General features: G+C 53.5%; 18 protein-coding genes. 1 reads left to right on the top strand and 17 read right to left on the bottom strand.

Annotation, left to right across the window (positions count from 1 at the left end):
* Window positions 1-115 precede the first annotated feature (115 nt).
* From FRD01_RS21085 to FRD01_RS21065, 5 genes are all read right to left on the bottom strand, one after another.
* Window positions 116-1,513 (bottom strand): tetratricopeptide repeat protein, encoded by a 1,398-nt coding sequence (locus tag FRD01_RS21085; RefSeq protein WP_249755800.1) that lies wholly within the window; start codon window positions 1,511-1,513, stop codon window positions 116-118.
* Between the two features lie 17 nt (window positions 1,514-1,530).
* Window positions 1,531-4,785, bottom strand: coding sequence for a tetratricopeptide repeat protein (locus FRD01_RS21080; RefSeq protein ID WP_249755799.1), 3,255 nt, complete (start codon window positions 4,783-4,785; stop codon window positions 1,531-1,533).
* Between the two features lie 30 nt (window positions 4,786-4,815).
* A complete protein-coding gene (locus FRD01_RS21075; RefSeq protein ID WP_146962917.1) occupies window positions 4,816-6,429 on the bottom strand; it encodes a tetratricopeptide repeat protein in 1,614 nt (537 codons plus the stop codon).
* Between the two features lie 168 nt (window positions 6,430-6,597).
* On the bottom strand, window positions 6,598-6,951 hold the full coding sequence (locus FRD01_RS21070) for a hypothetical protein (protein WP_146962916.1): 354 nt from the start codon (window positions 6,949-6,951) through the stop codon (window positions 6,598-6,600).
* 126 nt (window positions 6,952-7,077) lie between these two features.
* Window positions 7,078-7,329, bottom strand: a complete 252-nt coding sequence (locus FRD01_RS21065) for a hypothetical protein (protein ID WP_249755798.1) — start codon at window positions 7,327-7,329, stop codon at window positions 7,078-7,080.
* Between the two features lie 217 nt (window positions 7,330-7,546).
* On the opposite strand from FRD01_RS21065, the gene FRD01_RS21060 reads away from it, so the two are divergent.
* Window positions 7,547-8,995 carry a hypothetical protein gene (locus tag FRD01_RS21060; protein ID WP_146962915.1) on the top strand — a complete coding sequence of 483 codons (1,449 nt, stop codon included), beginning with the start codon at window positions 7,547-7,549 and terminating at the stop codon, window positions 8,993-8,995.
* Here the strand turns inward: FRD01_RS21060 and FRD01_RS21055 are convergent, their stop codons facing one another.
* The 12 genes from FRD01_RS21055 to FRD01_RS21000 all read right to left on the bottom strand — a co-directional run bounded on the left by FRD01_RS21055 (window position 8,996) and on the right by FRD01_RS21000 (window position 21,162).
* Complete coding sequence (locus tag FRD01_RS21055; protein ID WP_146962914.1) at window positions 8,996-9,394, bottom strand: YraN family protein; 399 nt, start codon at window positions 9,392-9,394, stop codon at window positions 8,996-8,998. It lies immediately after the preceding gene.
* 70 nt (window positions 9,395-9,464) lie between these two features.
* Window positions 9,465-10,145, bottom strand: a complete 681-nt coding sequence (gene rnhB / locus FRD01_RS21050; protein WP_146962913.1) for a ribonuclease HII — start codon at window positions 10,143-10,145, stop codon at window positions 9,465-9,467.
* On the bottom strand, window positions 10,145-11,884 hold the full coding sequence (locus FRD01_RS21045) for a hypothetical protein (RefSeq protein ID WP_146962912.1): 1,740 nt from the start codon (window positions 11,882-11,884) through the stop codon (window positions 10,145-10,147). The genes rnhB and FRD01_RS21045 overlap by 1 nt, the downstream gene beginning before the upstream one ends.
* 39 nt (window positions 11,885-11,923) lie before the next feature.
* Window positions 11,924-12,277, bottom strand: a complete 354-nt coding sequence (gene rplS, locus FRD01_RS21040; RefSeq protein WP_146962911.1) for a 50S ribosomal protein L19 — start codon at window positions 12,275-12,277, stop codon at window positions 11,924-11,926.
* Between the two features lie 138 nt (window positions 12,278-12,415).
* Window positions 12,416-13,450, bottom strand: a complete 1,035-nt coding sequence (locus tag FRD01_RS21035) for a hypothetical protein (protein WP_146962910.1) — start codon at window positions 13,448-13,450, stop codon at window positions 12,416-12,418.
* On the bottom strand, window positions 13,447-14,382 hold the full coding sequence (locus FRD01_RS21030) for a TadE/TadG family type IV pilus assembly protein (RefSeq protein ID WP_146962909.1): 936 nt from the start codon (window positions 14,380-14,382) through the stop codon (window positions 13,447-13,449). Before FRD01_RS21030 ends, FRD01_RS21035 begins: the two co-directional genes overlap by 4 nt.
* Entirely contained in the window at window positions 14,379-15,755 is a 1,377-nt protein-coding gene (locus FRD01_RS21025) for a hypothetical protein (protein WP_146962908.1), read from the bottom strand. Before FRD01_RS21025 ends, FRD01_RS21030 begins: the two co-directional genes overlap by 4 nt.
* Window positions 15,749-16,858 (bottom strand): hypothetical protein, encoded by a 1,110-nt coding sequence (locus FRD01_RS21020; protein WP_146962907.1) that lies wholly within the window; start codon window positions 16,856-16,858, stop codon window positions 15,749-15,751. The genes FRD01_RS21025 and FRD01_RS21020 overlap by 7 nt, the downstream gene beginning before the upstream one ends.
* Before the next feature lie 137 nt (window positions 16,859-16,995).
* A complete protein-coding gene (locus FRD01_RS21015; protein WP_146962906.1) occupies window positions 16,996-18,588 on the bottom strand; it encodes a DNA translocase FtsK 4TM domain-containing protein in 1,593 nt (530 codons plus the stop codon).
* 57 nt (window positions 18,589-18,645) lie between these two features.
* Window positions 18,646-19,053 carry a CoA-binding protein gene (locus tag FRD01_RS21010; RefSeq protein WP_146962905.1) on the bottom strand — a complete coding sequence of 136 codons (408 nt, stop codon included), beginning with the start codon at window positions 19,051-19,053 and terminating at the stop codon, window positions 18,646-18,648.
* Window positions 19,046-19,870, bottom strand: a complete 825-nt coding sequence (locus tag FRD01_RS21005) for a tetratricopeptide repeat protein (RefSeq protein WP_146962904.1) — start codon at window positions 19,868-19,870, stop codon at window positions 19,046-19,048. Before FRD01_RS21005 ends, FRD01_RS21010 begins: the two co-directional genes overlap by 8 nt.
* The gene (locus FRD01_RS21000) at window positions 19,867-21,162 is read right to left on the bottom strand and encodes a sensor histidine kinase (protein WP_146962903.1); all 1,296 of its coding nucleotides are present in this window, start codon (window positions 21,160-21,162) and stop codon (window positions 19,867-19,869) included. Before FRD01_RS21000 ends, FRD01_RS21005 begins: the two co-directional genes overlap by 4 nt.
* Between the last annotated feature and the right edge of the window lie 4 nt (window positions 21,163-21,166).

Raw genomic sequence — 21,166 nt, 5'->3', positions numbered from 1 at the left:
GGTCTTAATTGTGCGACATTGGGCCCGAAGGTTTGTTCCAAAAAAAATGCACAATTCGGTCTTTTTCCTACTTTAGACAGGCTATCACAACGCGCGAGGCCTGCAAACGTTTCCGCTACTCGGTCGGTGTGGGAGGGGCCGTCCCCGTTTCCTCGGCACTCTCTTGAGCCGCCGCCGCTTCAGCAGCTGCCTTTTCTTCGGCTGCAGCTTGCGCCTCGGCCTCTTCAGCAGCTTTCATATCCTGCTGAATCATAATCTTTTGCTCTTTGAGCTGGGGAATCTGTTCTCCAGTCACCTGAATCAGCTGCTGTACCTGAGTGATGCGCTCGTTGGCCTCTTTCTGAGCCTCTTGGTCAACCTCTCGGTCGTAGGCCAAGAAGTTGCGATAGTGCTCAATTGCCTTCTCGTAGTGTTGAAGCGCTTTTTCCATGTTGCCAATCGTCCAATCCATCTGAGCGATCGGATCGGCGGGCGCATCGCCCTGCCCTAAGCCAATCATGGCGTTCTGAGCCATGTGCTCGTGCTCCATCACACCGAGATTGAACTGAACCGAAGCGTTCTCAGGCTCAACCGCCTTAACTTCCTCATAGAGGGCTCGAGCGGCGTCCAGGTCACCCAGACCTCGCTTCGCCACAGCGATCGAGATCTTAGCCTCAGTATTCTTCGGCTCTAACGCGAGAACCTGCTCGAAGAGTGAAATCGCCCCTTCGTAGTCGCGCACGTTCAGAATTACCGCGCCTAAGTTCATAAGAGCTGCGACATGCTTGGGATCTTTCTCCAAGGCACGGCGAAACTGTCGAATAGCTTCGGTCACATCGTTCTTAGCCAGCCAAATCATCCCCATGATATTGTAAATATCGGCCTTGTTAGGGTCGATCTTCTCAGCGTTCAAACACACCAGAAGGGCCACGTCATACGCTTTCATGGCGTAATAGGTCTTGGCCAGATTGGCATACGCATCCACGTTTTGTGAGTCACCGGCCAATGAAAGCCTTGCGTGACGCACTGCGTTTCGATGGTCATCATCCATGCGGTAGAACGCGCTGATATTGCTGTGGGCGGCCGGATTAAAGTTATCCGCTTGCACCGCCTGATTGAAAAGATCGCGCGCCTCAGAAGGGCTACCATCCTCCCATTTCATCATCCCGAGGTTGACGAGTGCGCTCCCGAGGGCCGGAGAAACATCGAGCGCCTTTTGATACGAGGTTCTAGCCTCGTCACGAAGACCTCTCCTCTCTTGAATCACCCCAAGGTTGAACCACGCCTTTCCGAATCGAGCGTCTTCGCTCAGCGCTTCCTCAAGATAAGACTGAACTTGCTCAAGATTCTTTCCCTCCGACTTCTCATATACCGAAACAGCGTTTTCAAAGGCCTTGATTGCGGCCTCATTGGTCGTTGCACCGGTCGCTTTCACTGCCGGATTCTCGTCCTTCTTTGTCGAACTAGACCCACAAGCACTTAGAGATAGACACGCACCCAAGGCGATCAAAGTCATCCATTTACGATTCAACATTCTCGTCACTCCTGCACTCATCGCTGAGACGTAGGTTCGGTCATGGGAGGCTCAGAAGAGCCAAAGTCTGTAAGGCGATCCTCGTCCTTAACCTGCTTGAGGAAAGGCACACGCGACAAACCACTGCTGAAGTGATCTGGCTGTGCTCTCAATTCAGACGGCCGGCGGAATTCTCTTGGTCGAAGTTGAGCAAGAGCAACCTCGGCGCGTCGGCTGTACTGGTTGAACCAACTCTTCTCTTTTGCGATATCAAGCGCGCGCTTGTACGCATCCACAGCAAGCGTTTCAATCTGACTCGCGTTGTCCTCTAGAATTCCCCGATAGATCTCTTTTTGGTCATAGGTCAGACGCGGTGGTGGTGGACTCTGTCGAATATTGTTCGCCAAGTCTTGGAAACCAGCCCCGATGCGATAGAGACCGGCGATCGCCCAGTCGGGACGACCGAAGAGAATCACGCTTTCGAAGATCTCTTTGGCTTCCATGGCGACCTTCATCTTCTCTTGCATGCGCTTCTTGAGGACCTTCTCGTTCGGAGAGTCGATCTTGATTTTGACCATCTCCTCGAAGACCTCTTCACCGAGCATGAATCGCGCTTGAGCAGCCGCATCGCGCCCCGTGGTCATGGCCTCTTGGTCAGCCTTGCCCATCGAATTGAACTCTTTGAGAGTCTTATTGAACCAGGTCTTCGCCGTTTTTCGATTGGAGGATCCACCGAGATCCCAGTAGTACATCCCGATCTTCATATGAGATTCGAGATACCGGTTGGCAGGTCCCTTCTTTCCAAATCGCTTCAAATAGCCCTGGTACTGGTTGAATGCGTCTTTCTTGCGCCCTTGCTGCTCGTAAATCGTGGCGATCTGATAGTAGACCTCTGCTGACTTGTCCTCGTCACGTTTTCCATAAAGTTCGAGGAACGTCTCGTAATTCTCCACAGCTTTGTCCAATTCACCGAGCCCCTGGCGGAACGTCGAAGCGTTTGCGAGAGCGACCTCAGCATTCTCCATCTTGGGATACGTAGCGGCGTAGAGTTCATAGAACTTTGCAGCTTCGGTGTAGACGGCGAGCGCGTGGTAGTTACCTCCGATATTGTAGAGACTCTTGGGAGCGAGTTCCGAATCGGGACGCTCCTTGAGAAGGAAGATTCGAACCTGAATCGCCTTACCAAGTTCCTTCATGCGCTCGAAATCAAGAGCCGCGTTGTAGAGCGCCTTGTCCACAAGTTCGGACTGAGGGAAATCACGATAGAAGTCGACGAAGCACTGAGCTGCGTCTTTCCACTTCTCTTCGTCGTCAAGCACCGTACATTTCTTGAAACGAATCGACGCGTTGAGGGCGTTGATATCCGAAAGGAAAGCCTCATCCTTAATCGGCTGTTTCTCGAGGTACTCAATGACCGCAATATGAAGGTCATCGTACTTTCTCAAGAGATTCAAACTGTCCAAATGCAGGTTCGCTGCAATCACCGCAAGTCGATGCTCGCTGTGATTATGAGCGATATCCTTGAATGATCCGATCGCTTTATCGTGGTGATCGAAGTCGTAGTAGGTACGGCCCATCGTGTACTTGACGTCCACGATTCGATCTCCCTCCGGATTCAAAGCGACATACTTTTCGCACGCTGCGATCAGGCGTTGGTGCAAATCGGGGATTGGCTTGGCCTCAGGAATCGGTGCCGGCTTATCTTCCTCGCCTTCTTTCGGCTCCTCTAGCATTTCGTCTTTGCGAGCCTGAAGGTTGGCTTGCTCTTCGGATGTGTTCACGATCTTGAAGTACGAAAGGACAAGGGCGTGTACCGATTCATTGGTGTATTTGCCCTTCTCATCCATGGCGAGCACTTTTTCATAGGCTGTAGCAGCCTCTTCCCACTTCTGTAGACGATAGAGCAGCTCTCCATAGAAGAACTGCATGTTGTATTCCTCTCCCTGATTATCAAAGGTATCGAGGTACTCTTTGTAGAGGAAGTAGGCCATTGCGTAGAGATCGGGGTTCTTCGTCTTCTGTGCTTCGCGGTGGTAGGTGATGGCCCAAGTTCTGACGAGTTCTTCGCTTCTGGCACGTGTCTGAGGATAGGTTTTAGGATCCACGTCCTTAAATCCTTTTCCTGAATCCGCAAGCTGAACGAGCTTCATCAGTCGAACGATCTCCTTGACCGAGTCTGGGCTGTAGGAGTTGATCGTCGTGGTGTTCCGTACGATTTCATATTGGTAGTCGATGGTCTTAACGCTTTCCTTATTGACCGAGATCAACTCGCGATAGACCTGTGTTGAATCCGACGGCTTTCCTTTATCGCTGTAAAGAATTGCGAGGCGCTCTCCCATAGGCACCCAGTCTTCCTTATCCGACGCTACGCGCCGAAAGAAGGGGATCGCTTTATCTGCGGCTCCAATATGCGAGTAGGTTAGAACGATATCGTTGCGTGTCTGACGCACGAGACCTGCACCCACGCCCGACTTCGCAGACTTGCTGAGCTTCAACACATCCAGGAACGTATCGAGAGCTTTGGGCTTCGAGTCGAGGTTGAAATGACACCACGCCTCTTTGTATCGGGCATATGGATATGCTGTGGACTTCGGATATTGGCCGACACGTTGGTAGGCTTTGAGTGCCTGATCCATGTCGTCATTGTCGAAATAATAGTCGCCGAACGCCAGGAGAACGTTTGGAATGTGTTGGCTTTTTGGAAAGTCGTTGATGAGGCGTTTGAAGAATTCGATCGCTTCCTTCTTCTTTCCAACCTCCATGAGGTTCGCGCCCAGATAGAAGTAGACCTCGTCGAGGTCCTTGAACGTCGGGAAATTCCGAATGATCTCGACGTAGAGTTGGACGGATTCTTCCTTCCAACGCTTGCTCTCGTTGAGCATATCCTTTCGGCCTTGCTCACACTGAGCTTCCTTCTTTGCGTCTCCCTGATCACGATAGGAGAAACACTCACTTTGCCTTGCGTACGAACCTTGCTCGTAGAAGCGAGATTTGTCCCAGTACATTTCAGCAAGGTTGAAGAGGAACTCCGCACGTTGAGGATTATCCCGAGGTGTGGCCTTCAATAGGTCCTTGAGTTGCTGGATTGCTTCGTCGGTCTTTTTTACACTTTCGACCTTCTTATCCCCCACGATCGAGGTCTTCATCGGACCTTCCGATTCTCCCTCGAGTGTGGGTTTTTCAGCCTGCTTCACCTTCACATCAGATAACTGAGTCTCCTCTTTATCTTGCTGTGCTTGAGCGGGACTCGCGAGTAGGAAACCCGCCAAAACCCAAAGGACAATCTTACGCATGTTTAGCAACCTCATCTTTCACCTCGTGAATCAGCGTTTGCACTCGGAGTTTACATCGAACACATAAAAACCGAGCTCATCTCGCCAATATTCGCCATCGAACGTCCAGTACATTTCCTCATCGGAGACATCGACGCTCGGCTTATCTGTGACATCCCGATCCACCACCATGGAGGCTCTCAGGTCTGCCTCGATCTCACCCTTTTCAGCTCGGGCGACTTCGAATTGAATTTTCTTTTGTTCGAGAACAAGATTTTCTAGCTCTCGTGAAGCTCGTTCAAGTCTTTGTTGAGCGATCATTCCTGCGTCCGAGCGTGCAAACCCAGCGGACACTTCCAAGTCTGTATCCAACGCTCTAGCAAGTGGCGAGGACTTCCAAGTCTGGGATTTTTCGGAGAGGGCCGCTTTCTCCTCGGAGATAGCTTCAATAAGTTTGACCTTTCTCTGAACCTGTTGGTCATTGAGGGCCGAGTTTACGACGCGAACCAGTTCGTAGTTCTCGGTCGCTCCCTGGCGCTGATCTAGCAGCCATTTGTACATGGCCTCCGTATCGTCAGAATACTTCGCTACCACCGAATCGATCTCTGCCTTAATTGGCACGTATTGCTCGTCAAAACCCTCAAGCACGTAGCGCACGCGATCGTACTTGCAGTTATAGAAGTACAACACCGCGGTCAAAATCATTCCCTCAGGGAAATAAGCGGTATCGAAAAACGGTGCGTTGATCGTAAGCAAATTGCCCAGAGCCTTATTGTAGAGGTCCATCTGGAAATAGGCCCAGCTCGACTCAAACAAGGCCGTTGGCCATTGGGCGGAAGTGCGCGAAATCCTTCCGTAATACTTCAGAGAGGTATCGTATCCACCGGTCGAGTAAAAGACGCGAGCCATACCGAGGTTGGTCATGTCCAGAAGCTGAGCTTCTTCCTCGTTCAGAGTTCCCGCTTCTTCCTTAGCCACTAGAAATCGTAAGACTTCCTTGAATGCGTCAACAGCCTCGGCAGCCTCGTAGTTCGCAACGTGCGCCACACCGGAGATGTAGCGTGCCTTTGCATAGTCGGGGCTCCGCGTGGAAACCATCCCGAGAATCCTAAGCGCCTCGTCAATATCGAGCTCGTTGTACATATGGCGTCCAACGAGATAAGCGAAGCGATCGCGATATCTCTCGGGCACTTCATTCGGGAAAAACTCGGCATAGGCCGCGAGTCGTTGCATGAGCAACGGGTCTTCGGGAACTTCATCAGTCAGGAGAACGAGGCCGCGGAGCGTAGGAAGAAAGTACGGATTTGACGGACCTTCGTCGACGATCTGTCCAAAAATCTGCAATGCCGAGTGGTAGAGCTTCAGTTTGAAAAGGGTTTTACCGAGCTCGTATTTGGCTTCCGGCTTAAAAGCCTCGGCCGCCACGTCAGTGTCCTGAATCACCTTCCAAAAGGTAAGACTCGCCTCTTCAAACTTCTCCTCATTGTAGAGTGCTTTGCCTTCTTCGAGCACCTTACCCATAGGGCTCATTTCGGTCACGGCTTCCACTTCGTCCTCGCCGAAACTCATTCCCTGGGCCATCAGCGCAGGGCTAGTGAGTGCCACGCAGCCCACGATGGCGAATTTGAGGCTTCGAAAGAATTTCTTGTTCAATTGAGTCGTCACACTGACCTCACTTCGGTCGTTAAACTATTGGATTTCGTCTTTGAGACAGAGTTTGGTCTCACAGAACCACCGAACCAGGCAGGCTCGGCCCCACATCGCAATCGTAAACATTCATTAATGACAAGCGGCACAAAAGTACCCGAGCCCCCGAGCAGCGTCAAGTTGACCTCATTGCTCAACAAGCTGGTTCTCCACGCAGTAGAGCTTACCCGACTGGAACGGGAATTCTAAGCATCTGCCTGCTGGGCAATCACTATCATCGCTGCATCGTTTGGTGCAGAAAGGTGCTGATCCGCTGTATCGTGCGCAGACTCGAGTTTCACATTGCACGTAGTTATCTACGGCACAACTTAGCTCTCGAGACGTATCACCACAGAGCTGAACGGCAAGATCGGGGGAGGAAGGATCCAGGGTACAGGGTGCGTACAAATCGTCGGCGCATCCCACTAAGAGACTCAAGGACAAAGCCCCTAAGCCACCACAGATCACCAAACCCCATCGGTTGCGTGCTTCAATCAACATAATATCGCCTCGTCGACCACTATTAGAAGTGTGCAGACATTACCCCATTCCACTCGAGACATTCAATAAACAAAAACGCCAGCCGGAGTACGGCTGGCGTTTTTGTACACTAACAAGTCGCAAAACTTATTCAGCGGTGCCTTCTGCGCCCTCGGCTGCTGCCTCAGGAGCTTCCTCTGCAGGAGCTTCTTCAGCGGCAGGCTCCTCAGCAGGAGCCTCCTCAACAGGTGCAGTTTCAGCTGGAGCCTCTTCCTGAGTTGTTTCTTCAGCTGGTGTTTCCACTGGCTGCTCATCAGGTACTGGCTCGTTTCCACCACAAGCAACAGCACCGAAAGATACCATTGCGAAAAGTGCGACCAACAGGTGACGGATCTTCATGACAGACACTCCTTCCGAATCACAAACATTCGTTCGAACAAAAACTACGAACGTATAGGTTTAACACGCCGACCACTCTAAAATGGGCGTCGACGCGCCTCACTATGGACCAACATCTTTGTGACGTCTACAATTTTGTTGGCAAAAATTGCACTCTCAGAAATATTTGTGGACGCCCAATTGTTATGCGCCCCTCCAAAGACCCGGACCCATTCCCATGAAAATCCGAGAATTACTCGTTGTCTTATCACTGCTTGTACCTGCGGCCTCAGTCGCCCAAACCGCTCCAGACAAGACGCTATCTGAGTCTGAGAATGAGCTATTGAAGACGGCCGACGAAATCGCGGTCTCTGTAGGTGAGTTCCGGGGCCTCAAGACACTCGCCCCCATTAAAAAGGGGATTAAGGAGCGTTCAGAGCTACGAGAAGTCCTCTTGCAGAAGCTGAACGAAGGGGTTTCGGATGACGATATCGCGGCGGAAGGCAAGGTCTACAAGCGGCTTGGACTCGTACCGCAAGATCTCAACTACAAGGAGATGCTCCTCGACGTGCTCACTGAACAGATCGCGGGGTTCTATGACCAAAAAACCAAAGAACTCTACGTGATGCGAGGTATCCCCATGTCTTTGCAAAGACCGGCGATGGCCCACGAGCTTTTTCACGCGATTCAAGACCAGCACTTTAGTATCGACACACTTCAGGCTCCTTTCACTGCCCTAGAAAACGGCGACTACGTCTTGGCGCGAGGGGCTCTCATCGAGGGTGATGCGACCATTGTGATGATCGACTTTGCCCTTTTTGAATCCAATGGATTAGAGCCAGGAAAGAGCATTGTGGACAACCCGATGGTTGCTGGCATGCTCAAGACGATGAGCTTTGAGAACCTCTCAGCTCTGGAATCACTCGGGGGGGCTCCTCCTGCAGCAGAAGAAGGAGAGGAGGCACCTACCTATGAAGGCTCGGCGTTGGCCAAGGCTCCCGCTGTCTTCCGCGAGATGCTTATGTTCCCTTATTTTGCCGGCATGCGTTTCGTGGTTGCCGCCAGGATCGGACGCACATGGAAGGACGTTGACGCGATCTACCAAAACCCACCCAGCTCAACCGAACACATCCTCCACCCAGAAAAGTACTTTGCGGGCGATGAACCGACCTTTCTGGAGTTCAACGCAGACGCTGCTCTTCCCGAGCACACAAAGATCTACAACACTGTCATGGGCGAGTTCATGGCCAGACTCTTCTTCAAAGAGCATTTAGGTGACGCAGACGAGACCTTCGTCAATGCAGCCAAGGGCTGGGGCGGTGACAGACTTATCGCCTACGAAAAGGACGGGAAGACGATCACGGTGCAAGTTACCAATTTTGATTCCTGGAAAGATGCGGAAGAGTACCGCGATGCCCTGACGATGGCCGTGAAGAAGCGCTTCCCGGAGATCAAGACCAATCAGATCCAGGGTGAATACGGGGAAGCCTATTGTTTCCTCAATGGAGACGAACGAATTTATGTTGAGCGCTGGGGCGATCTCGTTCTGCATATCGAAGGAACCCCAACGGATTCCGCGAGCGGGCGCGAGCTGGACGAAACGACCTCTAAAATCCGCGAAGAAGTGTACTCGACCTTGAAGCGGAGCAAGCTTTCGGAAGAGGTTGCTCGGCTCAAAGCTAAATGATCAGGTCACGTGACCATTGGCATCAAAGGCCGATTCATGGTGTCTGACCACATACTCTTCTGCATTCCACTCTACAGCTACAACATCAAACCTGACGCGTGCTCTCACTCTACGTGCACGGATATAGCTCTTGGCCAATCGTACGAGCCTTCGACGCTTCCCAAGAGTCATCTGATGTTCTGGCCGTAAGCCTGGGCGCCTCCTCCGCGACTTCACCTCCACCAGCGCGATCGTCTTACGAAACGCTCCCGCCACTTCGTCAATGCGCTCAGCGATGATGTCGATTTCGCCAAGGGTACATCTGTAATTCCTCTCGAGAATACTCCAGCCTTGCTTCTCGAGAAAATCCGCGGCGATGGACTCACTCTTCTTTCCTAAATCTATGCGTTGCTGTGTCATAAAAACCTCCTAAACGTTTCTCTCCCTAGAATTGTTTTCGGACATTTTTCTCAAGTGTTGCGAACTTTCTTCATTTTTCGCACTTGAGGTCACGCAACCGGTGGGAGTGCTCCTTAACACCGGCAAAACTTAGCCGATGAATCTCGCACGGGCCGTAGGTTTCGATCGCTTGGAGATGTACTTTGGAGCCGTATCCCTTGTTCGAATCAAATCGATACTCGGGCCATTTCTCATGGCTTTCTTTCATCATCCGATCACGCGTTACTTTCGCAAGAATGGACGCAGCAGCGATCGCCAAACTACGTCCATCCCCCTTCACAAGCGCGCGCTGCTTCCCCACCCACTCAACTCGTTGGTTGCCATCCACCGCCAGAAAGTCCACGTCATGCTCAGCCGAGATTGCAGACGCGCAATCGGCGAGCGCCTCGAGCGAAGCTTGCAGAATGTTGATCTGATCGATCAACGCAGCATCCTTGGCCACCAATTTAAACGCGCACGCGTTCTCGACAATAGCTTGAAAGGCGTCTTCCCGTGCTGTCTCACTCAACTTCTTTGAGTCATTCAACGACTTCAGCCATTGGTCGTCCAACTGGTGCAAGTCGAGCAAGACGGCCGCGGCCTGTACAGGCCCAGCGAGTGGCCCACGGCCTGCCTCGTCGACCCCAACGACCCACCGATAGCCGCTTTGAACGCACCAATCCTCTACGTCCCCGATTTCCCATCCAGGCTCAGAGAAGAGGCTAATCTGCATCATGGTTCTTTGAGAAGAATCACTGGGGTTCGGCGTGCCGCACTGGCAAAGACCTCGTTGATCTTCTTTGTCTGATCGGCTGTTAGCCAACGACCCGGGTCGGGTACGACGATTGACTCGAAGAAACCTCGACTCGAAAACTCTGGCGCATTCACCTGAAGTGCGACCAAAAGAGCGACCATAAGTGCCTGATGCTCGGACGGACGTGTCTTCGCCCACATGGCCAACTGTTCGGCGCCAAGGGCCCCAACCTTGAGCTCCCCATCAGCCGTCAGGTCCACATCCTTAAACCTCTCTCCGAGGAGGAAGCTTGCAATCTTAGCCCACATGCGCCTGGTCTTCTCGACGATTTGCCCGCCTTGCCACTCTTGGGTGAGCTTGGCGACCTCGACCAAGTTGGTGAGGGGATCGAAGTCGTCCTTCGCGTCTTCCGTGTCCTCTTGGGCCACGGCGGCAGCATCAATTCCAAGCGAATCAAGGTCGGACTCGAGTTGATACGCGGACATCATATCAGGACTTGAAGGTGGCTTAGCGTCACGCGCCACCTCGAGTTCCTTCTCTAGCTTGTCGATCTCGGCCTTGCCTTTGACGTAAGTCGGATCGCGCCTCAGATCTTGGACCTGAGCTTCCATCTGCTCGATGATCTTTCTGAGTTTCTGCGCCTTCTCGACGCGCTCACCAACATCCTTGGCATCGTCGATTCGTGCGTGAATCAGGATATGGTTGATGCGCTCTTCGAGGGCAACCCTCTCTTCACGAACCTGATTGAGTCGGCGTTTAATCGACTCCATACGCACTTGATGGACGTTGGCGCGCTCCAATCCAACATAATAGTTGAGCAGTACATACGCACACATCCCAAACCCCACCGAGTCCGCCAACGCAATGGCCCTCCAGGGTGTCTGGCTCATCGCTACAGAAACCGCAACGGAGAGGAGTCCCACTACAAGTCCAACCAAGAACACAGGCTCCTTTGCGAAAGGAGTGGGAAGCAAAGCAAAAGCCCGACTTCTCTCTTCTTCCTCTTCCCGGCTCAGGCGATCGATCTGGGCCTGAAACTCTTTAAAGGTGAACTCGCTGTTTTGGAGCAAGTCGACATCTTCCGAGCTCAACTCGGAGACCTCGATTTCACGCATCTTTTCACGAGCCTTACCGAGCTTCTCCTCAAGGGCCATACCCTTTCCGAGATCGCGTCTCTTTTCTGCAATCCTCGACTCTAGACTCTTGATCCGATCCTCGGCCGCTTCAATTTTGCGCGCCTGTCGGTAGCGCAGAACGATGTCACGCACGTGAGGCTCAAAGGCGTCGATGTCGATCTTTGAATTGGAGGAAGGGGATGTGTCGTAGCGCCATAGGCTCAAGACCCAAAAGACCTGGAATTCAGGCAATCCCATGGACTGCTTGAGAATGCTCTCCACATTCTTTCCTTGAGCCACATCTTGAAAATTACCGCCCTCGCCACTTTGAAGGCGTAGCGACTCCGGACCACCTTTGCGCAGAATCCGAAAGGGCTTTCCTCGAAACCGAAAACTACACGCCACCATCCCGCCACTTCGGTACTCCTGCGCAAGTTTAGCCGGAGTACGATCGGGATAGAAAATCGATAGCAGGATGTCTTGGATCTGCTCTGCCCGCAGGGGGTGCGGGAGGGTGATAGAGTCTACGTCTTTCTCGGCCCTTATCTTGACCGGAGAAGACGCCTCGTAGAGGCCCTGAAATACAATTTCCTGAATTCGCATGGAGGTATTGTACGCCGGGCGACTCTAAATGCGCAACGCTCAGGTGCCCTTTCGCTCACGCTTGGTGCGAATACGAGCAGCCTTACCAGTAAGTTCTCGGAGGTAGTGCAATTTCGCACGACGGACCTTACCGATTGCGGCAACTTCGATTTTCTCGATCCTTGGGCTGTGTACAGGGAACACGCGCTCGACGCCTACGGTGTAGGAGATCTTACGAACGGTGAACGTTTCCTGAAGGCCTGAGCCGCTTCGGCCGATGCAGACGCCTTCGAATACCTGAACACGCTCTTTCTCACCCTCGCGGATGAGCAAGTGAACACGTACGGTATCGCCTGGGCGGAAGTGAGGAACTTCGCGAAGCTGCTTCTCATTGAGTTTCTTGATGACGTCCATGGACCTACTCCAAATCTTCTCAAAACCCGGAGAAAATCCGGGAAAATATTTCAATCGCTTAAAGGCACTCGGCCCACAAGGCCGGCCTTGATAGCACCCAGCAACTCGGAATTCAAGTTCCCTTTTCGTCTTTTTTCGTCAGGGAGCTTCCATGACCTTCGCAACGGTTTTCCCGTCACTGCCGGTGTAGACGAGAACGTTCACAAACTCGCTGCCTCGAGCAAACGAGAGGAACTCGACATCCGACTTTTGCTTGAGTTTCACCTGCTCGGCCGCCATCATCGCCTTAGTTGCCGGGGTCAACATCCACCCTCGCCTCGCCATCGACTCCCTGTAGAACCGAACGACGTCGGCTTTGGTTTGAGAATCCGAATGAAAAAGGTTTGACGCGTAACCCTCTTCGGTCTCGCCCTTGAATCGCATCAGACGCTCGCAACCCATGCACGCTGGAACCTTGCTTGAGCCACCCACTTCGGCAGCGTTTGAGGCGTTTCGAAACTTCGAGAAATCAACTTCATCGTCTGTCCAGGTTGCCGCAACGCGCGTGCGCCCTGACTCTCGGAAGATCTCGATGGTTCTCGCAGCGCCAACACTATCGGTCAGCCGAGAAGATCCGCGCTCTCGAACTTCCTTTATGAAGTCTAGGCCGGTTTCTGCTCCGCCCTTTGAGTCCATGCCGTGCATGGTCACATAATCGCGCGTCACAACATTAGGAACCATCCCACCGGCGAAGAAATTACTGTGTTTCACATAAAGTTCTTCGAGGTGTTTCATTTGTGCTTCGCGTTCCTCGGGGGTCAGCTCAGACACGTCGCGCCCTCTCAGATCCACGGCATTTGACTTGCCAGAGTAGATCCGATCGTTGAGCCCTTTTTCGCGAAATTTCTCCTGGAACTCGTGAAGCACAACCAGAGGCTCGTCATCCGTCACCATCGTTGAGAACGCCATCTTGTTGCCGTTCCAATCGTAGTACCGAGCTTTCTCCATACCGAGTTCGTCGAGCGAGTCCTGAAACTTTTGGGTGTTTGTCTTTGGTGCGAAGTCAAAGGAAATGATGTCCGCGTCTGCGCTCTTGACCTCAGCGTTGCCACCAAAGGTTAAGATCGCCCAACCGATTCCAAAAATCGTGGCTCCTGCGGCCCCTATCTTCAATGTCGATTGAAGCAATCTCATCCCCCACCTCCTTCCTGCTCCTCAGATTCACGAATGGCCTCGTCGATCTGATCCTGATAATCGTCACTATCGGGGTCGAAGTTCGGGTCGAAATCGCCCAAATCACCCATCGTGCCGTCCATGGATGATCCGCCCGATGAATCTCCTTCCCACTCCGACTCACCAAAGTTCATCATGACGCTGTAGTTGTCTTCGCTCTCCGCATAGGCGCGTGCGAGCGCCCAAGAAGTCTTCGTAGCAACGCCCTTGAGCGGGGATGGCGCGACGAGCACATCGTAGTGAGAACGCGACTTAAAGCTCCCGAGCCGACCCACGGTGAACGTGTGCTCGTGCTCACCGAAGACCGTACCGTATCTAATTCCCGCGCCAAGAGCCGCGACGACGCCGCTTCCTGCGATATACTGCAAAATCGAACCGATAATCCCGCCACTGCCCCGCGGTCTGTTGACGCTATCGTTGAGAATTGCTTGAGGGAAAGGTTGATCACCGATCACATCTTCGGCGCTCTCGTGCCGCTCGAGGTCACCACCTACTCCGGGTAGTACCGAAACCACGATGGTACGACCGTAGGACTCGCCCCAATGGCCTCCTACACCCAAGCCGAGGCCCATGAGTCCTCCCTCCACACCGTCAACCGCCTGTTGAGGGTTGGAGCCGTCCATTGCCAGATCGGCGAGGTGCAATCCTGCGTCGCCTCCGCCGATTACGGAGGACATATGCGACCCCGTGTCTGTAGTCGTAGAGTGCGTCACCGGAATCACGCCTGTCCAGAGGGCCTTTTGGGCGAGTATCTTGTTCTGGGTGGTGGAGTAGCCGAACTTGCCGAGATTCACGATTCCGGCAAAGACCACGATGAATATGGGCAAAAACATGACGAATTCCGTCATTGCGCTGGCCCGTTCGTTTCGATTGAAGCGGAGTAATCGTCTCATTTCGCCAATCCCTCCACACTATCATCAGTCAAGCCACCAAGGGCGGAATCCACGTTAACGAGGTCTTTAGCACCACCCGCCAGCAGACCTGCGGGATCCAGGTCACCTGAAATCGCGCCGTCAACAAGTGAAAGCACAGCGGCTGCTGCCGTGACGTACGGAAGCACATCACGCCATGCCTTCACAAGCGTCACGCCGCTTCCAAGGCTCGACCACTCACCAGGTAGAGCCACCGGCCGCATTCGCGCCGTCCATGACGCCTTCCAGAGATCTGGTGTGCCATCTTGGAATGAGATTTCACTTCTGGCCATGCCGTAGTAACCACCGCCCGAGTAGTGCGGCAATGACGTATAATCCGGGCTCAAATAGTTGTACTTCTTTCGATCGCCAGTGTCCGAGAACCGCTTCGGGTTTGGTGCGTAGGAGAAGGTCAGGTTCGATGCGCGCAGCTGCCACATGGCGTCCGAGCTGAACGTCTCCATTTGATATGGGGCGCCTACATCTCCGTAGATCAACGCGTTGATGGCGCACGCCGGGATCATGAATCCGAGCGCCATACCACCTGTCATCAAGAATGCGAGCGGTCGCTCCCACCCGCTTCCGCCACTCATATTCCCGGAACTCTTGATGCCATAGTCGATGACATGAATTCCAATATCGAGCTCCGTGTACACTTTTGCACACATGTCCGTGTAGCCTTGGGTGGTAGGCGCCTTTTCAACCGGTAGTCGGTCGACTTGGTCGGTTTGAAAAGATGTGCTCCCGATTCTTTCGGGGACAGGGAATGAGCTCGCGACTACTGCACCGTTGCGGGCGCCTCTCGTAAACCCTTCGGCCCAGCTCCACCATGGCGTAAGCTGTGTCATGTACTTTTGGTAATCATCAAACGCCGTCAAATCATCTTTGAAATAGTTTTGGACCAGATCGCTCTCAAAGATGATCAGATCCGGCAGTTCATCCACCATCACGAGCCCCACCTGGATGGTGAAACTCGTCAATTCCTTACACACGGACGTAATCGCTCCGAATAGTGGGATATTCGCGATCCAACATGCGACCGTAAGCGCAGCGGCCGCGACCAACAATGCCGCCCACGAGAGCCACAGCGCCTGATAGAATGACGTCATGCCGAAGGTCACACGTTTTCCAACATTCGCGAACGCCATCATGTTCATGGAACGGGCCTCTACGGCCGATTGGCTCCACGAAGCTGTATCCGCCGATGCCTGAACGTCGAGCGCGTCACGAGCGCTGGTGCCCGCATCAAAGAGCACCCACGCGATCATGGTCAGCACTAGGAGCGCCGCCATGGTTAACATCGCGATGGCGCCTGACTGGTTGGAGTTAAACTCACTTAAGCGCAATCTCACCATGAGTCACCTCCGGCAGATTGATTGGCACCGCCCTTGATATCGCCCGTGTTGACACCCGGATTGGGTGTCGGGGCGGCGTTAAACATATTCGACGGCCTTGCCGCATTGGGAGGATTATTCTTTTGCGAACGGCGGCTCGTCTTGCGCTTCACCGTGGTATAGTAGCCCGGACGCATGGTGCCGGATGTGTTGAGCGCATAGAGTAATCCTTTCTTTTTCCCAAAAATGGGCCCCATCATCGGCATCGCAATGAAGTGGATATATTCCATTGTCACCGTAGTATCGTTACCTGAGTTCACCGTGACCTTGGTCGCATGATAAGCGTGCGTGAATTTCTTCACTGTGCGCATAATAAAAAGCTCTTGGTCCAGCGCTCGTGAGACCGACTGATTGTTTCGAGTAGGAATGGTTAGGTCCAGCGAAGCGCCAGTGCCTAATAGGTCCGTCACTCCCGCGGGCAAGAGTTGGGAGGCAGGCCCACCAACCAGAGGTACGTTCGCCATCGCCAGGGCCGTCCGCATCCTCGATGGATGAGAAGGCAGCGTTGGATTTCCGACGAATCCACCGGGTGCGACCGGTGTCATCACAAGCGCAACCGCCGTCCGCACCTTCTCTTTCATTTTGGCTTCGGTCACACCAGCGCGCTTGCCAACTTCGCCTTCCCATACCCAGGCGGTCCGAGCCGCCTCGTAAACCGCAACATTTCCAAGAATCCCGGCGATATTATTGATGGCAAGCTGTGCAAGTCCGAAGACCAGAAGCAGCCACACAGGAAGAATGATAATGGTTTCCGTCAGTACCGTGCCGCGCGAGAGCTTAACGATCGACCTCTTGTTGGCTCTGCGCTCTCTCGCCAACAAAAAGGTGATGACCATTAGCCCCCAGACACAGGCCGCGAGGCCGATATGAAGGGCAAGCCGCAGAATATTCTCATCCAATAATTCCGGCGTGCTCCAGACGTACTGAGCCGCCCAAACCGTGATCATGGATGGGGCCAGTAGACCACCCAGCACGAGCGCGATCAACGCCACACATGCGAGGTGGATCGTGCCCCAGCACACGGTCGACACAACGGATTTTTGAAGGTGACGTGAAGGTTTCATGTCGACCTGCTCCTAATATTAAAATGTCTCGCAAAAAATGCTTGGTCGCATCTAACGCAAGTTCCGGTCCATCTTTTAAACACCGCGTTGTCTCGCGGCGATACAATATCCCTGCGCCAAATTTGCGCACATCAGGGTCACTCGTTCGCGGCCTTTTTCATTTCCTGCCGCGCCTTATCCAACTCCCCTTCTGTGGCGCCGACATCCTTAGCCTTTCTGATCATGTTTCCACCGCCGGTCTTCTGCACATCGACGGATTTCAAGGCCGCAGAGAGCGCCCGAAACTTGATGTCTTCAGCGGTAAGCCCTTCTTCCCAGCCCAGGTTGCATAGCGTCGTCTCGTAGGTCTCGATTTGAATTGGGCCCGTGATCGAATGAGCCTTTAGCCTGCTACGCGTGCAGTGGGTTTTATCTTGGTTTGCACCAGCCGGGATGTACGTTGTGATCTCGTGTCGTTTTCGATTCGCCATGGCTGAAGCACGTCGCGACATCGCAACGCCTCGACCGCCATCATCGACCTCGCGGGCGCGCTGTAGCGAACGATATTTCGACAGGGCGTTCTCCACCTCCGAGCGCGCATTCTTAATCGCAGCAACCTTGAGCACACGATTGAACGATTTGCACAGGGATTCCTCGACGTCGGCCTTCGCGGAGAACTCCAGAATCTCGTCACATATCTGAGGCCACGCCGCTTCTTGGACGAGTAGAACCCTCGCGTCTTCAGGAAGACCGCAAGTCTTGCCACTGACCAGAGGGCTAAGCCCTCGAATCACGTCTCGCTGCGAGTCCATCGCCATCAGGTCGCATCCGAGCTCCAGCACCCATTTTCGGTTTTCATTCGAAGTTAAACTCAGGGTTGAGCTAATAGACTTCATGGTTTCATCGGCTTCACCCTCTCTAAAAGAGGCAGCGACCAACTCGCTATACGCAAGCGGAAAGCTCGGAGACACATCGGCGGCCGCTAACTTAATGTCCCTAGACTCCAGGTTGGATGCACAACACTCTCTCACTTTATCTTCTCGTGAAGATAGCGAGCACTCGAGCAAGAACGAGCGAGGGTCGTTAATCTCTGTGCCACTCGCTACTTCGGCGTAGGCATCTACTAATGGGCACACCTTGTTGGAATCAGCACTGACGTAGGCTTCCTCCTCCCACTGTCTCAGGAGTTGCGTGGCAATACTCCGCCCACCGCTCATGCCCTTTTCGTTTGCCCACGAAAGACACTCCGCCGCGGCCTTGGGAGAGCGAGTAAGGCCATCCACAACAAACGGCTCGTACTTAAACGCACTGATGGCCAAGAGATTTTTACAAGCGAGCGTCACGACCTTTGGGCTCGGGTCGTTCATCGCCTGAATCATGTAGAAGGCCCCACGCTCTTTGAAGACGTCGAGAACTTTCACCCGCACATCGTCGATGATCCAAAACGCGAAAATCGCCAACGCGAAGAGCCCGATGGCCACCTGCAGAACCAGTCCCACAAGTCGCTTAATCGCTCTCTCCTCCGCGCTTTCGCCGCCGGCTCCTACGCCAGACTCAAGCTCCTTTCGCGAAATCAAAAGCCAGATTGTGCCTTGAATCAGGTAGACGATGAGGAGTGCGACCCCGACAACAAACACCGGAATCATTGGCTGTGGCCACTCGCGAAGCATCCACGTGGCTACCGCCAGGCAGATGCCCACAACTACAAGAAAGCTCCCCAACCCTAATAGGACAAGTCGACGCTGTATCACTGCTCCTCCGAATGAAGGCACACTACAACGTGACGACGAAAAAATCTACCGTTGCCCCTAACTTAGTCGTTTGTGCTCGACCATCATACACCGGTCTTGAACCACAAAAATCCCTTGGGCTTCAAGTTCCTCGGCGGCTTGCGCGTTTTCGATCCCTTTCTGCATCCAAACCAGTTTGGGAAGCGGGTCTAGTGCGAGAATCTCAGGTACGTGCCCGGGAATGGCTTCGGACCTGCGAAAGAGAACGACCGCATCCGGTGCTTTCTCAAGGCTCTCTAGAGAGGTCACAGCTTCAGCGCCCCAAATCTCACCGCCCTTTGGCGTAACCGGAATCGGCGCATATCCCTGTTTTTGCAGGTACTCCGGAACGTAGAACGCCGGCCCATCTGCACGCGCTCCAACGATAGCCAGAGACTTAACCGACCCTAAGATTTCTAGAATTGCCTGGTCCGAATGCTTATCCATCTTGCACCTCAGTTTTACTCAGAACATATTTTGAACGCGAATCAGCACTATCCTTCACGTGTTCCCCGGCGTCACGCCCCGCTGCGAGATATAGCTCCAGCGCGGCACCCGGCACTTGGTCCGCCCAAATCAACGCGCGCTCCAAAGTCTCATCATCCTTCACGTCGTTTAGTAGAATAGCGGTGGCCGCTACACGTGGATCTTTATCGTCAATCCAACGTGCATCTTTGAGACGCTCGGCTGCCTTTTCGGTTTCACCCTGCCTGAATGAGAGTTCGGCTGCTGCAGCATAGAATGCTGCATTCTTGAACCTTTCTAAATGGATACAGAGTTCTTTCGCATCTTTCAGATTCTCCAATCGAAGCAATGCCTCCATTTCCCAACGAAGATACTCCGAGAGTAGACGGTATGGAGGTTTGACTTCGCGCAAAACGCTGAGGGCCTGCGTATATGCACCCTCGCGAATTGCTGCCTGCCCGAGATAGAGCCGATGGTACGCAACTTCGAGCTTACCGCGGCCGGGCGTCACTCGAAGGCGAGCCTCGCAATACTCCTTCGCCAAGCCGACCTCCCCTCGCCGCAGGAAGAATTGGCCAGCGTGAGTCCTCAAATACAAATGAGCGATCAAAAACACATAGGGTATCGCCACCAAAAGAAAGGCGAACGAGCGCTCTAAGTCACTCCTACCCACAAAAAACGCAGCAATAGTGGGATTTCCCGGGATGAAACTCAAAATCACCCCCGTGAGAAAGACCACCGCAGTGGCAATCCCAAGGATTCCTAGGGCCGACAAGAATTTTGGATAATGCTTGATCATGGTGCGTGCTCGGGAAGCTTTACCAAGAACCGTGCGCCTTCGTCCGATGGTCCGAGTATCAGACTTCCTCCCATACTTCCCATCAGTTTTGCGCTAATTGCGAGGCCTAATCCCGTCCCTTTCCCCGGTTCCTTCGTCGTGAAAAACGGGTCGAAAATGCGATGGCGAAGGTCTTCTGGAATTCCTGGACCACTGTCGCGAATCTCCAAAACGCCGTCCATCCAACCCAGGTAGACCCGGCCACCCTGCTCTCCCATGGCGTCGACCGCGTTCATGAGCAAGTTCAGCAAGACCTGCACCAGGTGAGCCGGAGCAATTCGAATCCGAGGCAAAGCATCCGGCAAGTCAACTTCGAAGACCACATTTCTAGACCTCGACATGGTCTTAACAAGCTCCAAAGCCTCGTCGACGCACTCTTTCGGATCCATCAGAATCGGCTCTACGCCGTCTTCGCGGCTAAAGTCGAGAAGCGCCCGGATTGTGTGCTGAATTCTTAGAAGTTGTTTACGCATGCGTGCAAGGACATCTTCCAGGTCCTCGGGAGACATCTCGTCATCGATCACATCCACATAACCAGAGATTGCGGCCAAAGGATTTCCAACTTCGTGTGCAACACCCGCCGCAAGCTGACCTACAGAGGCAAGCTTTTCGCTGCGGATTAAAGCGTCCATTTGCTCCTCGAGCTGGACCTTTGAGGCCTCGAGTCTCTCCAACATTTGATTAAAACTGTGCGCGACTTTACCGAACTCATTCGGAGGGAGCACGGTGATAGCTGAAGCCAAATCCCCTGCACCAGCGCGCTCGGTCGCGACGCCCATAGCCCGGACTGGCCTCACAACGAGGAAGGTCAAAAACCCGTAGACAAAGAGGAGCAAGAGACAGGCTTCGGCAGCGAGGAATCCCCAAACAAGCCCACGCCATCGTCTGATCTCGTGGGTTTCCTCTTCATAATTGAGGTCGATCTCGACCCTCCAGTTCTCACGGGTCAACGCCACGAAGCCTACCCCATCATCCACCATTTTTCCCCAAACTCTCTCGGCTTCACCCGACCGAAAGGACACGTAATTGAGCCGGAAATCGCGGGCCAACTCATCCAGCGGAGTCTCCGGCGCGTGTCCTACCAAGCGCGCAGCGGCAAGCCCGCGCTCTCTGGCACCACGCTCGATCTGAGACGCGAGCACGCTCTCTATCAGCATTCCAAGCAGCGCAAACGAACCCACGAGCAGCGCACCGATTCCCACCAGAATCTGGGCCCGAAGCCCTCCTGGCCAGATCGACAACTCGTGTTTCATACCA

Origin of the sequence: Microvenator marinus, from assembly GCF_007993755.1 — a bacterium.
Classification (GTDB): Bacteria; Myxococcota_A; Bradymonadia; order Bradymonadales; family Bradymonadaceae; genus Allomicrovenator; species Allomicrovenator marinus.
This window is presented reverse-complemented; position numbering and strand designations above follow the sequence as displayed.

Bases quoted from the DNA above. Each gene is read 5' to 3' on its own strand.
- FRD01_RS21085 (WP_249755800.1), bottom strand. From the start codon at position 1,513: ATGTTGAATCGTAAATGGATGACTTTGATCGCCTTGGGTGCGTGTCTA.
- FRD01_RS21080 (WP_249755799.1), bottom strand. From the start codon at position 4,785: ATGCGTAAGATTGTCCTTTGGGTTTTGGCGGGTTTCCTACTCGCGAGT.
- FRD01_RS21070 (WP_146962916.1), bottom strand. From the start codon at position 6,951: ATGTTGATTGAAGCACGCAACCGATGGGGTTTGGTGATCTGTGGTGGC.
- FRD01_RS21065 (WP_249755798.1), bottom strand. From the start codon at position 7,329: ATGAAGATCCGTCACCTGTTGGTCGCACTTTTCGCAATGGTATCTTTC.
- FRD01_RS21060 (WP_146962915.1), top strand. From the start codon at position 7,547: ATGAAAATCCGAGAATTACTCGTTGTCTTATCACTGCTTGTACCTGCG.
- FRD01_RS21055 (WP_146962914.1), bottom strand. From the start codon at position 9,394: ATGACACAGCAACGCATAGATTTAGGAAAGAAGAGTGAGTCCATCGCC.
- rnhB (WP_146962913.1), bottom strand. From the start codon at position 10,145: ATGCAGATTAGCCTCTTCTCTGAGCCTGGATGGGAAATCGGGGACGTA.
- FRD01_RS21045 (WP_146962912.1), bottom strand. From the start codon at position 11,884: ATGCGAATTCAGGAAATTGTATTTCAGGGCCTCTACGAGGCGTCTTCT.
- rplS (WP_146962911.1), bottom strand. From the start codon at position 12,277: ATGGACGTCATCAAGAAACTCAATGAGAAGCAGCTTCGCGAAGTTCCT.
- FRD01_RS21035 (WP_146962910.1), bottom strand. From the start codon at position 13,450: ATGAGATTGCTTCAATCGACATTGAAGATAGGGGCCGCAGGAGCCACG.
- FRD01_RS21030 (WP_146962909.1), bottom strand. From the start codon at position 14,382: ATGAGACGATTACTCCGCTTCAATCGAAACGAACGGGCCAGCGCAATG.
- FRD01_RS21025 (WP_146962908.1), bottom strand. From the start codon at position 15,755: ATGGTGAGATTGCGCTTAAGTGAGTTTAACTCCAACCAGTCAGGCGCC.
- FRD01_RS21020 (WP_146962907.1), bottom strand. From the start codon at position 16,858: ATGAAACCTTCACGTCACCTTCAAAAATCCGTTGTGTCGACCGTGTGC.
- FRD01_RS21010 (WP_146962905.1), bottom strand. From the start codon at position 19,053: ATGGATAAGCATTCGGACCAGGCAATTCTAGAAATCTTAGGGTCGGTT.
- FRD01_RS21005 (WP_146962904.1), bottom strand. From the start codon at position 19,870: ATGATCAAGCATTATCCAAAATTCTTGTCGGCCCTAGGAATCCTTGGG.
- FRD01_RS21000 (WP_146962903.1), bottom strand. From the start codon at position 21,162: ATGAAACACGAGTTGTCGATCTGGCCAGGAGGGCTTCGGGCCCAGATT.